Annotated in this window: 12 protein-coding genes; 5 read left to right on the top strand and 7 right to left on the bottom strand. The window is 64.1% G+C overall.

Annotation, left to right across the window (positions count from 1 at the left end; genetic code table 11):
* Positions 1-26 precede the first annotated feature (26 nt).
* A complete protein-coding gene (locus tag DPM33_RS22805; protein ID WP_112099666.1) occupies positions 27-584 on the top strand; it encodes a DUF2155 domain-containing protein in 558 nt (185 codons plus the stop codon).
* 59 nt (positions 585-643) lie between these two features.
* Positions 644-1,018, top strand: a complete 375-nt coding sequence (locus DPM33_RS22800) for a hypothetical protein (protein ID WP_112099665.1) — start codon at positions 644-646, stop codon at positions 1,016-1,018.
* 3 nt (positions 1,019-1,021) lie between these two features.
* Here the strand turns inward: DPM33_RS22800 and aat are convergent, their stop codons facing one another.
* From aat to DPM33_RS22770, 6 genes are all read right to left on the bottom strand, one after another.
* The gene (gene aat / locus DPM33_RS22795; protein WP_112099664.1) at positions 1,022-1,639 is read right to left on the bottom strand and encodes a leucyl/phenylalanyl-tRNA--protein transferase; all 618 of its coding nucleotides are present in this window, start codon (positions 1,637-1,639) and stop codon (positions 1,022-1,024) included.
* Between the two features lie 12 nt (positions 1,640-1,651).
* Positions 1,652-2,995, bottom strand: a complete 1,344-nt coding sequence (gene accC / locus DPM33_RS22790) for an acetyl-CoA carboxylase biotin carboxylase subunit (protein WP_112099663.1) — start codon at positions 2,993-2,995, stop codon at positions 1,652-1,654.
* 19 nt (positions 2,996-3,014) lie between these two features.
* Positions 3,015-3,479 (bottom strand): acetyl-CoA carboxylase biotin carboxyl carrier protein, encoded by a 465-nt coding sequence (gene accB, locus DPM33_RS22785; RefSeq protein ID WP_112099662.1) that lies wholly within the window; start codon positions 3,477-3,479, stop codon positions 3,015-3,017.
* A gap of 26 nt (positions 3,480-3,505) precedes the next feature.
* Entirely contained in the window at positions 3,506-3,940 is a 435-nt protein-coding gene (gene aroQ / locus DPM33_RS22780; RefSeq protein ID WP_112099661.1) for a type II 3-dehydroquinate dehydratase, read from the bottom strand.
* A gap of 131 nt (positions 3,941-4,071) precedes the next feature.
* Positions 4,072-4,899, bottom strand: a complete 828-nt coding sequence (locus DPM33_RS22775) for a DsbA family protein (RefSeq protein WP_112099838.1) — start codon at positions 4,897-4,899, stop codon at positions 4,072-4,074.
* Between the two features lie 59 nt (positions 4,900-4,958).
* Positions 4,959-6,371 carry a M48 family metalloprotease gene (locus DPM33_RS22770; RefSeq protein ID WP_112099660.1) on the bottom strand — a complete coding sequence of 471 codons (1,413 nt, stop codon included), beginning with the start codon at positions 6,369-6,371 and terminating at the stop codon, positions 4,959-4,961.
* A gap of 186 nt (positions 6,372-6,557) precedes the next feature.
* Between DPM33_RS22770 and DPM33_RS22765 the strand changes: the two genes are divergently transcribed.
* The gene (locus tag DPM33_RS22765) at positions 6,558-7,706 is read left to right on the top strand and encodes a pyridoxal phosphate-dependent aminotransferase (protein WP_112099659.1); all 1,149 of its coding nucleotides are present in this window, start codon (positions 6,558-6,560) and stop codon (positions 7,704-7,706) included.
* 5 nt (positions 7,707-7,711) lie between these two features.
* Complete coding sequence (locus DPM33_RS22760; RefSeq protein WP_167449183.1) at positions 7,712-8,641, top strand: glutaminase; 930 nt, start codon at positions 7,712-7,714, stop codon at positions 8,639-8,641.
* Positions 8,642-8,859: 218 nt separating this feature from the next.
* Here DPM33_RS22760 and DPM33_RS22755 read toward each other — a convergent pair whose 3' ends face one another.
* The gene (locus DPM33_RS22755) at positions 8,860-11,820 is read right to left on the bottom strand and encodes an Rne/Rng family ribonuclease (RefSeq protein ID WP_112099657.1); all 2,961 of its coding nucleotides are present in this window, start codon (positions 11,818-11,820) and stop codon (positions 8,860-8,862) included.
* Positions 11,821-12,523: 703 nt separating this feature from the next.
* On the opposite strand from DPM33_RS22755, the gene DPM33_RS22745 reads away from it, so the two are divergent.
* A complete protein-coding gene (locus DPM33_RS22745; protein ID WP_245442323.1) occupies positions 12,524-13,723 on the top strand; it encodes an N-acetylmuramoyl-L-alanine amidase in 1,200 nt (399 codons plus the stop codon).
* The last annotated feature ends 56 nt before the right edge of the window (positions 13,724-13,779 follow it).

Raw genomic sequence — 13,779 nt, 5'->3', positions numbered from 1 at the left:
ACCCGGGCACAACCACCGGTATTTGCATGAGCTCTTTCGGCCATATCTCAAAGGCGCTGATCGCGGCGACGTCCATTCTCATTGCCTCGACGGCGGCCTTCGCCGCGGCGCAGGCGCCGGCCGCGGCACCCGCGGCCACCGATCGCATCACCAATCCGGTCGCCGAGTTCGCAGGCATCGACAAGATCACCGGCCGCATCATCACCTTCGACGTCTATGTCGACGAGACCGTGCAGTTCGGCGCTTTGCAGGTGACGCCGCGGGTCTGCTATTCGCGGCCGGACACCGAGCAGCCCAAGACCGATTCCTTCGTCGAGGTCGACGAGATCACGCTCGACCGCAAGATCCGCCGCATCTTCACCGGCTGGATGTTTGCCGAAAGCCCTGGTCTCAACGCCGTCGAGCACGCCGTCTATGACGTATGGCTGAAGGGCTGCAAGCAGAAGTCGGACGTGCCGCCGCCGACCGCGGCCAAGGCCGACACGGCCAAGCCGAAGACCGAAGCCGCCAAGCCCAAGGCTGCCGCTCAACCGGCCGACACCGCGCCCGAGCCGGCCGACGACGAGCCTTCCAGCACCAACTGATACCGGAACCTGCCCGCCCTTCAGCCGTTCCGAATCGGCAAGGCGAGGAGGATTCCGCGATGACCACCACGAAACCGATCACCGCCAACAAGCAGGAGCTTCTCGATCTCGAGAGAGGCTTTTGGTCTGGCGATTCCGCCTATTATGAAGCCAATGCCGATGTGGAGTGCCTTGTGGCGTTCCCCCGGATGGCCAAGGCGATGACCAATGCCGAACTGGCAGCGACAGCCAGCAAGCCCAATCGATGGCGCGACCTCGACATCGAGCTGAAGGGTATGGTCGAGCCGGGCAGCGACATAGTCATGCTGACTTACGAGGCGCGCGCGACGCGAGAGAACGGCGAATCCTATGCCGCGCTGGTCAGCACCGGCTATGTCCACCGTGCCGACGGCTGGAAGATGATGTTCCATGCGCAGGCGCCGATGGAGGTTTGAACCTCAAGGATAGAAGACAGCCTCGCCCTTCAGCGCCTCGGCGAGCAGCTTCTCGTACTGGCCGCGCGGCACGTCGACGGCGCCGAAGCGCTTGAGGTGCTCGGTGGTGAACTGCGTGTCGAGCAGCGCGAAGCCGCGCGCCTTCAGGCGCTCGACGAGATAGTGGAGGCAGGTCTTCGACGCATCGGTTTCCCTGGCGAACATGCTTTCGCCGAAGAACACGCGACCGAGCGAGACGCCATAGAGACCGCCGACCAGCCGTTCCTCTCGCCACGCCTCGACCGAATGGCAGTGGCCCAGACGATAGAGATCGACATAGGCTTCGCGGATCGGCGCATTGATCCAGGTCGAGCGCCGCTCCTCGCGCTTTTCGGCGCAGCCGTCGATCGTCGCCTCGAAATCGAAGTCGTAGCGGATGTCGAATGGATGCCTGCGGATCGTCTTCCTGAGGCTGCGCGGCGTGTGGAAGCCGTCCAGCGGAATGATGCCGCGCGTTTCCGGCCGTACCCAGAACACTTCCGGGTCGTTGGCGCTCTCGGCCATCGGGAAGACACCCGAGGCGTAGGCCCTCAACAAAAGGTCGGTCGGGATGCGATAGCCTGGCGCGTAGGGGCGGGTCATCGCATCCCCGTGCTACTCATCCTTGGCCAGGTATTTTTCCAGCCAGTGGATGTCGTAGTCGCCATTGGCGATGTCGGGGTTGCCGACGAGGTCGCGAAACAGCGGCAGCGTCGTCTTGATGCCGTCGACGACGAATTCGTCGAGCGCGCGGCGCAGCCGCATCATGCATTCGACGCGGTTGCGGCCATGCACGATCAGCTTGCCGATCAGGCTGTCGTAATAGGGCGGGATCTTGTAGCCGGAATAGACGCCGGAATCGACGCGGATGCCGAGGCCGCCTGGCGTGTGGAAATGCGTGATCGTACCCGGCGAGGGCGTGAAGGTGCGCGGGTCCTCGGCGTTGATGCGGCACTCGATGGCATGGCCGTTGAACTTGATGTCTTCCTGCCGGACCGACAGCCCGCCGCCGGAAGCAACGCGGATCTGCTCATGAACTAGGTCGATGCCGGTGATCGCTTCGGTCACCGGATGCTCGACCTGCAGGCGGGTGTTCATTTCGATGAAATAGAACTCGCCATTTTCGTAGAGGAATTCGATCGTGCCGGCGCCCGAATAGCCGAGATCGGCAATGGCTGTGGCGCAGATGCCGCCGATGCGCGAACGCTCCTCCGCATTGAGCGCCGGCGAATTGGCTTCTTCCCAGACCTTCTGGTGACGACGCTGCAACGAGCAGTCGCGTTCGCCGAAATGCACGCCGCGGCCGGCGCCGTCACCGAACACCTGCACCTCGATATGGCGCGGCTTCTGCAGATACTTCTCGATATAGACGGCATCGTCGCCGAAGGCCGCGCCCGCTTCCGACTTTGCCGTCGCCAGCGCGACTTCGAGGTCCGCCTCGGTGTGCGCCACCTTCATGCCGCGGCCACCGCCACCGGCCGAGGCCTTGATGATCACCGGATAGCCGATTTCGGCGGCGACGCGCTTGGCTTCCTTGTCGTCGCTGATCGCGCCGTCGGAACCGGGCACGACCGGGATGCCCAGGCGCTTCGCCGTGCGCTTGGCCTCGATCTTGTCGCCCATGATGCGGATGTGGTCGCCCGACGGGCCGATGAAGGTGATGTTGTGGGCGGCGAGAATGTCGGCGAACTTGGCGTTTTCGGACAGGAAGCCGTAGCCCGGATGCACGGCGTCGGCGCCGGTGATCTCGCAGGCGGCGACGATCTGGTGGATGTTGAGATAGCTCTCGCGCGAGGGCGGCGGGCCGATGCAGACGCTCTCGTCGGCAAGCCGCACATGCATGGCATCGGAATCGGCAGTCGAATGGACCACGACTGTCTGGATGCCGAGCTCCTTGCAGGCGCGCAGCACCCTCAGAGCGATTTCGCCACGATTGGCGATGAGGATCTTCTGGAACATCTCTTGGTTGTTCCCGGCTCTACTCGAGGACCACCAGCGGCATGCCGTATTCGACCGGCTGGGCGTCCTCGATGAGGATCGCCGTCACCGTGCCGGCGCGCGGCGAGGGGATCTGGTTCATCGTCTTCATCGCTTCGATGATGAGCAGCGTCTGGCCTTCCTTCACCCTCTGACCGACTTCGATGAACGCCTTGGCATCGGGCGAGGGCGCCAGATAGGCCGTGCCGACCATCGGCGAGGGCACGGCGTTCTTGGCCGGATCGGCGGACGCGGCGGTTGCGACCGCGGCCGCCTGGGCGGCTGCTGGAACCGCGGCGATCGCCGGCAGCGGTGCGGCAACCGCATGGACGGCCTGCGACTGGCGCGACACGCGCACCTTGAGGTCGCCGAGCTCAACCTCGATCTCGGTCAGATTGGTGTCGTTCAGAATGCCCGCCAGGTCGCGGATCAACTGCTGGTCAACACCGGTCTTTTTTATCGACATTTTCGAGCCTTCTGTTTGGGGGCCGGTCACAGGCGTGCCGCCAATGCCTGTAGCGCGAGCGTGTAGCCGAGCGGCCCGAACCCGCAGATCATGCCGACAGCGACCGGCGCGACCATGGAGACGTGGCGGAAGGGCTCCCGCGCGTGGATGTTGGAAAGATGGACTTCTACGACGGGCAGGGGTGCCGCGGCGCGAATTGCGTCATGAATGGCGATCGAGGTGTGGCTGTAGGCACCGGGGTTGATGACGATGCCTGCCGCCTTTTCGCCGGCTTCCTGGATCCAGTCGACCAAGTCGCCCTCATGGTTGGATTGGCGAAAATCGATCTCGAGCCCGAGCGCGGCGCCTGCCGCCTTGCAGTCCTCGGCGATGGCCGCAAGCGTCTTGCCGCCATAAATTCCCGGCTCGCGCTTGCCGAGCGCATTGAGATTGGGACCGTTGAGGACGAAAATCGTTTTCAATATGCCGACCTTGTTCCACGCCGACCCCAAGCCGGCGCACTGGGCCTCTATAATGGGCATAGCCGCCCGCGAAAAGAGCGCAAGTGCGTTCTTTCGCTGTCCACAGCGGCAGGCTTTTGCACCCGCCGGTGCTAGAGCGCACTCTTTGCCTCTTCGATCTTTTCCGCCAGGACCTGCTGGCCGAGAGCTCCGAAGATCACCTCGTTGCCGACCACATAGGACGGTGTGCCAGTGATCGACAGTTTCGTCGCGAGGTCATAGGTGCGCGAGAGCGTTTCGGCGATGCTGGGATCCTTCATCTTCTCGCGCAGGGCCGCCTCGTCGGCACCGAGCGAAAGCGCCACCTTGATGGCGGTCGCTTCGGTGGCGCGGCCCTGGCCGCCGAGCAGCGCGGTGTGGAACTCGCCGTATTTCTCCGGGTGCATCAGATGAAACGCCATGGAGACGACACTGGCCTTCTGCGAATCCGGGCTGAGGATCGGGAACTCCTTGAGCACGAAGCGCAGGTCCGGGTCGGACTTGGTCAAAGCCTTCATGTCCTCGATGGCGCGTTTGCAGAAACCGCAATTGTAGTCGTAGAACTCGACGATCGTGACCTTGCCCTTCGGGTTGCCGACGACGCCATCGAAGGTGGAGTTGAAGATCTCGTCCTTTGAGTTCTTGATCACGCCAAGCGCGGCGAGGCGCTGCTCTTCTTTCTGCTTGGCCTCTAGCGCGTCCTGCACCTCGAGCAGGACTTCCGGATTCTTCAAGAGATAGTCGCGGATGATGCCCTCGACCTCCTTGCGATCGATCTTGGTGTCGGCGGAGGCCTTGGTGTCGGTGGAAGACGTGACCTGGGCCACCTGCACGGTGTCGGCCTTCGCGGCCTGCGGGTTTCCCGCCACGAAGCCGAAGGCCAGCATGCCGAGCGCCACCGCCAGACCGCCAGCACTGCCAAGCAGGATTGCCTTGTTCATGATCGTCGTTCCTTTTGCCTTTCCCAGTCCGCCTTGGTCGCCGCCGGCGTTCGGGAGGTTCATTTCGGTTTATTAGATGGCGTATAGTTTATAATATCCTGAGCGCGCACCCAGCGGGGTTCGCCGCGCTTCAATTTCTGTTGAGCGCGCATGGCGAAGATCTTCGCGTTTTTGTAGTCGCCCGCGTAGTAGTGGCCTTCGGCGGTGGCGAGGTCGGCGGCCGGGATATCGCCCTCTTCGCCATAGGCCTGCGCCAGAAAGCGATAGGCTTCGGCATTCTCCTTGTCGCGCCCAACGCCGTTGTTGAGCTGGACCACGGCCTTCTTCAGCGAATCGGGCGTGCCCACGGCCATCAGCGCCTGGCCGAGAGAGACCAGCAGCAGTCCGGAGCGCGCGGGATCGAGGCTGGCCGCCTTGGCATAGGCGTCCGCCGCGTCCTGCGGCTTGTTGATCTTCATCAGGATGTCGCCGCGCAGCTCCTGGAAATAGGGGTTCTTCGGCTGCTCCTTGATCAGCGCCGCCGTCTTGGTCAAGGCAGCTGTCGGATTGCCGTAGAGATAGGTCTGCTGCGCGTCGCCATAGCGCGAGGCGAGGCTGGTCGGATTCTTGCGCATCAACCGCGCAACGGCCGCCTGGCCCTGCATATAGGCGGCGATCTTGACACGCATCATGTCGTGCCGCTGCTGCAGCGCAGGCGGATCGATAGCGTTGACGAAGGGACTTTGCTTGACGAGCACTTCGAGGTTGGCGATGCGCTCCTGCGGCATCGGATGGCTGATCCGGTAAGGGTCGACCTGGGTGCCGGAGAGCGACAGCGCGCTCTGGAAGCGGGCGAACGTCTTCAGCATGCCCATGCCGGACTGGCCTGTGGCGTTCAGATAGGTGATCGCCGAGCGGTCGGCGGTGATCTCCTCGGTTCGCTGATAGGCAAGGATTGAGCGCTGCGCCATCTCGCCGCCGCCGGCGGCGACGCCCATGCCGGCGCCCGCCAGGCCCTTGCTGTTGGTGGTGGCGCCGGCGACGATCGCGCCGGCGCCGAGCAGCGTGGCGATGATGGCCATGGTCTTGGCGCGGTCGAGCTGGTCGCGCAATTTCTGCTGGTGCCCGCCGGCGATGTGGCCGGCCTCGTGCGCGATGACCCCGATGATCTCGTTCGGCGTTTCGGCGGTCACCAGCGCGCCGGTGTTGATGAACAGGCGCCGTCCAGTGACGAAGGCGTTGAAACTCTGGTCGTTGACCAGAACGATGTCGATGCCGTCATTGGCGAGGCCTGCCGCCTTGAAGATCGGCCGCGCATAGTCGCGCACCAGTGCCTCGATCTCGGCATCGCGCACCACGGGCACGTTCTGGGCGAAGGCACTGACCGAACCCGAAAGGGCGACGGCAGCGGCAAGCAGAAGTGTTGCGAAGCCGCGCGCGGTCCGGCCGAGAGAGGTCGATTCGCCAAATATTGATCGGGGTCGGCTCAACATAAGGTCCACTGGTAGACGAGCGGGCGAAAGATGAAAAGTCGGCGCCGGTAACTTCCTGCGCGCTTGTGGTCTCCACATCAATCGGGCATTTGTGCGGCGCCGCCCTTTAACCGGGGCGGTTCAAGGGGCAAATCTGCGATGGTTTCCGTCCGGAACTTTGCCGGATAAGCAGTTGGAAGAGGTCAAATGGTCGTTTCGCTTTCGCGCCGGGGGGAAGTCGAGCCGTTCCACGCCATGGATATCCTGGCCGAAGCCAACCGGCTGAAGGCTACCGGCGTTCCCGTGGTGTCGATGGCCGTCGGCCAGCCGTCCGACCCGGCGCCGGTCGGCGTGCGCGAGGCGGCAGCCGCGGCTCTCAGGCATGGCCGCATCGGCTACACCGACGCTCTGGGCCTCGCCGATCTGCGCAAGGCGATCGCGGCGCATTATGGCGAGCATTACGGCATCGACATCGCGCCGTCGCGCATTGCGGTCACGACCGGCTCTTCAGCCGCCTTCAACCTCGCTTTCCTGGCCATGTTCGATCCGGGCGACCGCGTCGCCATCGCCGCGCCAGGCTATCCCGCCTACCGCAACATCATGGCCGCGCTCGGCATCGAGATCGTGGAAATCGAGCTCGGCGCTGATGCCTATCTGCATGCCGAGCACCTGAAGTCCGCGCATCGCGACAAGCCGCTGAACGGTGTGCTGTTCGCCAGCCCCGCCAACCCGACCGGCGCGGTCATTCCAGCAGAAGAACTTGCGGCGCTGGTGAACACGGCCGAGGAACTCGGCATCGCCGTGATTTCGGACGAAATCTACCATCGGCTGGCCTATGCGGCGCCCGACGTCACCGCGCTGGTGCATGGCGCCGGCCTCACCGTGATCAACTCCTTCTCGAAATACTATTGCATGACCGGCTGGCGCATCGGCTGGATGGTGCTGCCGGAAGAACTGGTGCGGCCGGTCGAGCGTGTCGCCCAGAGCCTCTACATCTCGCCGCCGGAACTGTCGCAGGTCGCGGCGATCGAAGCCTTCAAGGCCACCGAAGAGCTGGAAAAGGTGAAGGCGCGCTATGCCTGGAACCGCGACCTTCTGATGAAGCGCCTGCCGGAGCTCGGCTTTTCGCTCGCCGCGCCGATGGACGGCGCCTTCTACGCCTTCTGCGATGTCACTCGCCACACCAATGACAGCATGGCCTTTGCGCGCAAGATGCTGGCCGAGGCGCATGTCGCAGCAACGCCCGGCCGCGATTTCGACCCGCTGCAGGGCCATCGCACCATGCGCTTTTCCTATGCCGGCAGCCATGACGACATGGTCGAGGCGCTGGCGCGCATCGAACGCTGGCTGAAATAGAAACAATGCCGGAACTCGAGCAGGCATTGGCCGAAGTGGCCGCCGAAATGGCTGAGCGCACCGATCGCGGCGAGGTCGCGACCTACATCCCGCAGCTCGGCAAGGTCGATCCGAAGAAATTCGGCATCGCCGCCGTGACCAATGACGGTCGCGTCATCCTTGCCGGCGACGCCGATCAGCCGTTTTCGATCCAGAGCGTTTCGAAAGTCTTCACCCTCACGCTGGCGCTGGGCAAGGTCGGCGATGCGCTCTGGCAGCGCGTCGGCCGCGAGCCGTCCGGCAATCCGTTCAATTCGATCGTGCAGCTCGAACACGAGAACGGCATTCCGCGCAATCCGTTCATCAATGCCGGAGCCATCGTCGTCTCCGACGTCCTGCTCGCCGGCCATCAGCCGCGCGAGGCGATCGGCGAGATCCTGCGCTTCATCCAGTTCCTCGCCGATGACGAGACGATCGTCATCGACCGCGACGTGGCGGCGTCCGAGCGGGCCACCGGCTACCGCAACTTCGCTCTGGCCAACTACATGAAATCCTTTGGCAATCTCCATCATGCTCCGGAGTTGGCGCTAGGTGTCTACTTTCACCATTGCGCGATTGCGATGAGTTGCCGCCAGCTAGCCATGGCCGGCCGCTTCCTCGCCAATGGCGGCAGGAACCCGGCGACCGGGCATTCGGTCGTTTCGGCGGAACGCGCACGCCGCATCGGTGCGCTGATGCTGACCTGCGGTCACTATGACGGGTCCGGCGATTTCGCCTTCCGCGTCGGCATCCCCGGCAAAAGCGGTGTCGGCGGCGGCATTTTAGGCATCGTGCCCGGGGTAGCTTCGCTGGCGGTGTGGTCGCCCGGCCTCAACGAGAACGGCAACTCCAAGCTCGGCTCCATCGCCTTGGAGAAGCTTGCCCGGATGATGAACTGGTCGATCTTCGCGCCATAGGCAAATCGATATTCAGGTGAGGCCGGCCTGCAAATGGCGGTTTCCTGCGCTTCCGGTGCTCACGTACCTAAAGTACGCTCCGCTCCGGTTCTCGGAACCCTCCATTTTCGACTCGGCCTGACCTGAATCTCGATTTGCCTTGCGCTGCGGCAAACAAAAAATCCCGCGCCAGGCGGCGCGGGATTTCGCAAAGAAATCAGTCCAACAATTTGAAAAGCTTAGAAAAAGCCCTTGCGCTGCCACCAACCGGCACGCTTCGGCTTGTCGTCGGTCTTGGCCTCATCGGACACGTTCGAGGACACTACCGGAACAACCGGCGCGTCGATCGACTGCGGCTTGCGGCGCGTCGGATGAGCGTTGGCGGCGAGTTCGGCCTCGGCCTCAGGCGCGGCGGCCACGGGCTCGGGCTCGACCGCCACGGGCGCGACCTGGGCTTCCGCCACAGGCTCGGACACCGTCTCCGCCACCGTTTCCTCGGCGGCCTTCTTTGCCCTCGAACGCCGGGGCTTCTTCGGCTTCTCGGCGACCTCGGCGTCGTCATTGGCCGGCGCCGGAGCGGCAGCCTGCTCGGGCGCGGCTGTCGCCGCCGGTTCGCCGGCTGCGTCTTCGCCTTCAGCGGCCTCGTGCACGACGTCGCCGACGGCTGCGCCTGCTGCTTCCTCCGAAGCCTCATCGTCACGGCGGTTGCGCTTGCCGCCGCGCTTGCCGCGCCGGCGCTTCTTTCCAGCGGCGTCCTCGGTTGCGGCAGCCTCGGCTTCGCCACCGGCGGTCACTTCCTCGGTCGCCTCTTCCGGTGCGTCGTCGGCGACTTCATCAATCTCAGTCGGCGTTGCCGCGGCAGCATCGCCATTGTGCTCGCGGTCGCGATCCCTGCCGCCGCGCCGACGCCGGCGCTTGCGGCGCTTGCGATCGCGGCCTTCGCCTTCCTCGGAGCGCTGCTGGTGCTGGCCCTGCTGCTGCGGGTGGCGCGGCTGTTCGGTCTGCACCGCAACCTCTTCCTCTTCCTCGACGACGATCTCGTCCTCGGGTTCTTCCGGCTCGACATAGGCCGGCAGGCTGCGCACCTCGACAAAGCCTTCCGGCTTCTCGGCAATGGCGCCGCGGAAGATCGCGTAGTGCTGGGTACCGAGCGTTTCATCGGCCTCGATCGTGATCGTCAGGCCAAAGCGGGCTTCGAGCTCCACCAGATTGGCGCGCTTGTGGTTGAGCACATAGAGCGCGGTCGCGGCCGGCGTGCGTACGATGATGTGGCTGCGCGAATCCTTGAGCAGGAATTCCTCAATCGCCCGCACCACCATCAGCGCGACGGAGGAATCGGAACGCACATGGCCGGTGCCGCCGCAATGCGGGCAGGGCTTCATGGTCGATTCCAGCACACTGGCGCGGATGCGCTGGCGCGACATTTCCATCAGGCCGAAATGCGAGATACGGCCGACCTGGATACGGGCGCGGTCGTTCTTGAGGTGATCCTTTAGCCGCTTCTCGACGGAGCGGTTGTTGCGGTTCTCCTCCATGTCGATGAAGTCGATGACGATGAGGCCGGCGAGGTCGCGCAGACGCAACTGGCGCGCCACTTCCTCGGCGGCTTCCAAATTGGTGTGGAGCGCGGTCTCCTCGATCGAATGCTCCTTGGTGGAGCGGCCGGAGTTGACGTCGATCGAAACAAGCGCCTCGGTCTGGTTGATGATGATGTAGCCGCCGCTCTTCAGCGTCACCTGCGGCTGCAGCATGCGGTCGAGCTGCGCCTCGATGCCGTTGCGCACGAAGATCGGGGTCGTGTCGCGGAACGGCTGAACCACCTTGGCGTGGCTCGGCATCAGCATGCGCATGAAATCCTTGGCTTCGCGGTAGCCGTCTTCGCCGGAGACCAGGATTTCGTCGATATCCTTGTTGTAGAGGTCGCGCACCGAGCGCTTGATCAGGCTGCCTTCCTCATAGACCAGGGCAGGGGCTGACGACTGCAGCGTCAGGTTGCGGACGTTTTCCCAAAGCCGCATCAGATATTCGTAGTCGCGCTTGATCTCGGCCTTGGTGCGGCTTTCGCCGGCGGTGCGCAGGATGACGCCCATGCCTTGCGGCACTTCGAGGTCGGCCACGACCTCCTTCAGACGCTTGCGGTCCTGCGCGTTGGTGATCTTGCGCGAGATGCCGCCGCCGCGCGCCGTGTTGGGCATCAGGACCGAATAGCGGCCGGCAAGCGACAGATACGTGGTGAGCGCAGCGCCCTTGTTGCCGCGCTCTTCCTTGACCACCTGCACCAAAAGAATCTGGCGGCGCTTGATGACTTCCTGGATCTTGTACTGGCGACGCACGGGCTTGCGGCGGTTGCGGATTTCCTCGAGCGCGTCTTCGGCGCCGACCGATTCCACCTCATGCTCATCCGAATGCGAGGACGAGACTTCTTCCAGCATGCCGCGATCATTGTCGCTGGCGGCGGCTTCGCCAGCCTGCTCGAGGCCAGTCTGCTCGGGTTGATCCGCCTGCGGGACCGCCTCTGAAATCACGTCGGCCTCGACGCTCGCGGCAATCGAGGTCGGGCCACCTTCGGAGGACTTGCCATCCTCGACGTCCGTCGCGTTTTCGCCGGCCTCGGCGGCGGATTGTTCGGCCGTTTCCGACACGGTCTCGACTTCGACGGTCTCAGCGGAGGTTTCGGGATTCTCGGCTGAAGCGTCGGCGGTCTCGCCAGCGTCCTCACTCCCGGCAACCTCGGTGGTGGTTTCGTCGGCCGCTACGGCCTCGGCCGGGCTTTCCTCGTTTTCCGAGGCAGCGTGCTTGTGCTCGCCACGGTCGCGGTTCTTGCCGCCGCGCCGCCGGTTGCGCCGGCCGCCGCGATCGCGCGCCTGCTGCTCCTCACCGTTCTCGGCCTCCTCGTCGTCTTCGTCCTCGGCCTCCTGCGCTTCGGCGCGCAACAGAGCCTGACGGTCGGCGACCGGGATCTGGTAGTAGTCGGGGTGAATTTCACTGAAGGCGAGAAAACCGTGACGGTTGCCGCCATACTCGACAAAGGCTGCCTGGAGGGAAGGTTCGACGCGGGTTACGCGGGCGAGGTAGATGTTTCCTTTGAGCTGCTTCTTGTCCTGGGATTCAAAGTCGAATTCTTCGATGCGGTTACCGCGAACGACGACAACGCGTGTTTCCTCCGGGTGGGAGGCGTCTATCAGCATCTTGTTGGGCATTATCTTGTTTCCTGCCGGCAGCCGACAGCCGCAGCCGGCGTGGCAGAGCCCGCCGCTGTGCGCCTGTACGTGTGTGCATGCCGGATAATTGAATGTCCGCCGGCCGCCGCTTGAGCGCAATGGCGGTGCCGCCCGCAGCCACAATGGCGCGGTTTGATGCGGACCTTTCCATGATTGCGCTTGAAGCCATCGGCACCCAGCAGAACCTTTTGAACCAAAGCCCGGGCAGAGCCGGACCAGCTTGTTTGCTCGTAAAGAGCCGGCGCGGGGCAAACCCGGCCGTTTTCCTCACGCAAGCGATTCCCCCGCCACGAGGGCACGCCTGCGAAAATCGTCGCGACCACCTGAGCCTGGAAGGGTAAAGGAGCCGCCTTTGCATCCGACCTATGGCAGGAAACTGCTGAGGCGAGCGGTTCCAGGATTGCAGTGATCCAACGTCGCTTTTATGATTTGGCGGGATGGAAGGCAACCCCGATTTCGGATGCCGGCAAAAAGGGCTTCCGCTAGGGAAGGTGCCTTCATCGTACTCCGTTAAAGGCTTGGTTAACCTTCTCTGAATACCAATCGTTAATCGAATTGGCGGCCCGACGGGCACTCTGCCAGAAGACCGGGCGCAAACGCGTCAAACCGGAGCGACTGAAAAGAGATGGGACGGGTAGGGGCCGCAGACAAGAGGGGTGGGGCCGCGGCGCATCTCCCGCGCATGGCCTGGGCCGCCTTGCTGCTGGCGATCGTCCTCTGTTTCACCGCCGCAGCATGGGCCGACGCCCTGCTTGGCGCGACCGGTTACAAGATGGCCGGCGACGCCACCAAGATGCGCATCGTGGTGAATTTCGACCGCGAACCGGACGTTAAATGGTTTCTGCTGCGCGGCCCCAATCGCCTGGTCGTCGATCTGCCCCGCACGCGATTCGCTCTCGAGGCCAAGGATGTGAAGCCGCGCGGCCTTGTGCGGGCTGTCCGCTACGGCGATCAAGGGCATGGTTCGCGCCTGATCCTCACTGGCAAGGGACCCTTTTCCGTCGACAAGCTCGACGTGCTCAAGAATGACGATGGCAGCGGCTACCGCATCGCCATCGATATGTCGGCCGCCTCCGAGCGGGAGTTCGACGCGGCTCTGTCCAACCAGTCGCTGACGACCGGTTCGACGGTTTCCACCGAAAAGGGCGAACGGGTCGGCACCGGACCGGTCTCGGCGCCGGGCCATCGCTTCACGGTGGTTCTCGATCCGGGCCATGGCGGCGTCGATGGCGGCGCCGAAAGCTCCGCCGGCACGGTCGAAAAGGACGTCACGCTCGCTTTTGCCAAGGAACTGCGCGACAAGCTGGCCGGGGTCGGCAAATACGATGTCTACATGACGCGCGACAACGACGTGTATCTGCCGCTCGACGAGCGCGTGCGCATCGCCCGCCAGCACGAGGCCGACCTGCTGATCTCGATCCATGCCGATACGATCGCCGTCAAGGGGCTTCGCGGCGCCACGGTCTACACGCTGTCGGACAAGGCCTCCGATCCGGAGGCCCAGGCGCTCGCCGATCGCGAAAACCTCTCCGACCAGTTCGCCGGAATGAAGATCGAGGATGACAACAAGGAAGTCACCGACATCCTCATCGACCTGATCCGTCGCGAAACCCACGGTTTCTCGATGAGCTTCGCCCACACGCTGGTCGGCCAGCTGTCGACCAGCGTCGGCCTCATCAACAATCCGCAGCGCTCCGCCGGCTTCAGGGTGCTCAAGGCTCCGGACGTGCCGTCCGTCCTGGTCGAGCTCGGCTACCTGTCCAACACCAAGGACGAGGCGCAACTGCTCAGCGCCGACTGGCGCGGCAAGGCCGCGCAAAGCATAACCAATGCGGTTGCGCTGTTCGCCGCGGCCAAGGCCGGAACCGCGACGGGCGGCTGAGCGGCCGCAGCCGCTCACAACCGCCGGACGTCTGCAACCACAAGCAGCGTTGCATG

It is taken from the genome of Mesorhizobium hawassense (assembly GCF_003289945.1).
In the GTDB taxonomy this organism is placed as follows: Bacteria; Pseudomonadota; Alphaproteobacteria; order Rhizobiales; family Rhizobiaceae; genus Mesorhizobium; species Mesorhizobium hawassense.
This window is presented reverse-complemented; position numbering and strand designations above follow the sequence as displayed.

Bases quoted from the DNA above. Each gene is read 5' to 3' on its own strand.
- DPM33_RS22805 (WP_112099666.1), top strand. From the start codon at position 27: ATGAGCTCTTTCGGCCATATCTCAAAGGCGCTGATCGCGGCGACGTCC.
- DPM33_RS22800 (WP_112099665.1), top strand. From the start codon at position 644: ATGACCACCACGAAACCGATCACCGCCAACAAGCAGGAGCTTCTCGAT.
- aat (WP_112099664.1), bottom strand. From the start codon at position 1,639: ATGACCCGCCCCTACGCGCCAGGCTATCGCATCCCGACCGACCTTTTG.
- accC (WP_112099663.1), bottom strand. From the start codon at position 2,995: ATGTTCCAGAAGATCCTCATCGCCAATCGTGGCGAAATCGCTCTGAGG.
- accB (WP_112099662.1), bottom strand. From the start codon at position 3,479: ATGTCGATAAAAAAGACCGGTGTTGACCAGCAGTTGATCCGCGACCTG.
- DPM33_RS22775 (WP_112099838.1), bottom strand. From the start codon at position 4,899: ATGAACAAGGCAATCCTGCTTGGCAGTGCTGGCGGTCTGGCGGTGGCG.
- DPM33_RS22770 (WP_112099660.1), bottom strand. From the start codon at position 6,371: ATGTTGAGCCGACCCCGATCAATATTTGGCGAATCGACCTCTCTCGGC.
- DPM33_RS22765 (WP_112099659.1), top strand. From the start codon at position 6,558: ATGGTCGTTTCGCTTTCGCGCCGGGGGGAAGTCGAGCCGTTCCACGCC.
- DPM33_RS22760 (WP_167449183.1), top strand. From the start codon at position 7,712: ATGCCGGAACTCGAGCAGGCATTGGCCGAAGTGGCCGCCGAAATGGCT.
- DPM33_RS22755 (WP_112099657.1), bottom strand. From the start codon at position 11,820: ATGCCCAACAAGATGCTGATAGACGCCTCCCACCCGGAGGAAACACGC.
- DPM33_RS22745 (WP_245442323.1), top strand. From the start codon at position 12,524: ATGGCCTGGGCCGCCTTGCTGCTGGCGATCGTCCTCTGTTTCACCGCC.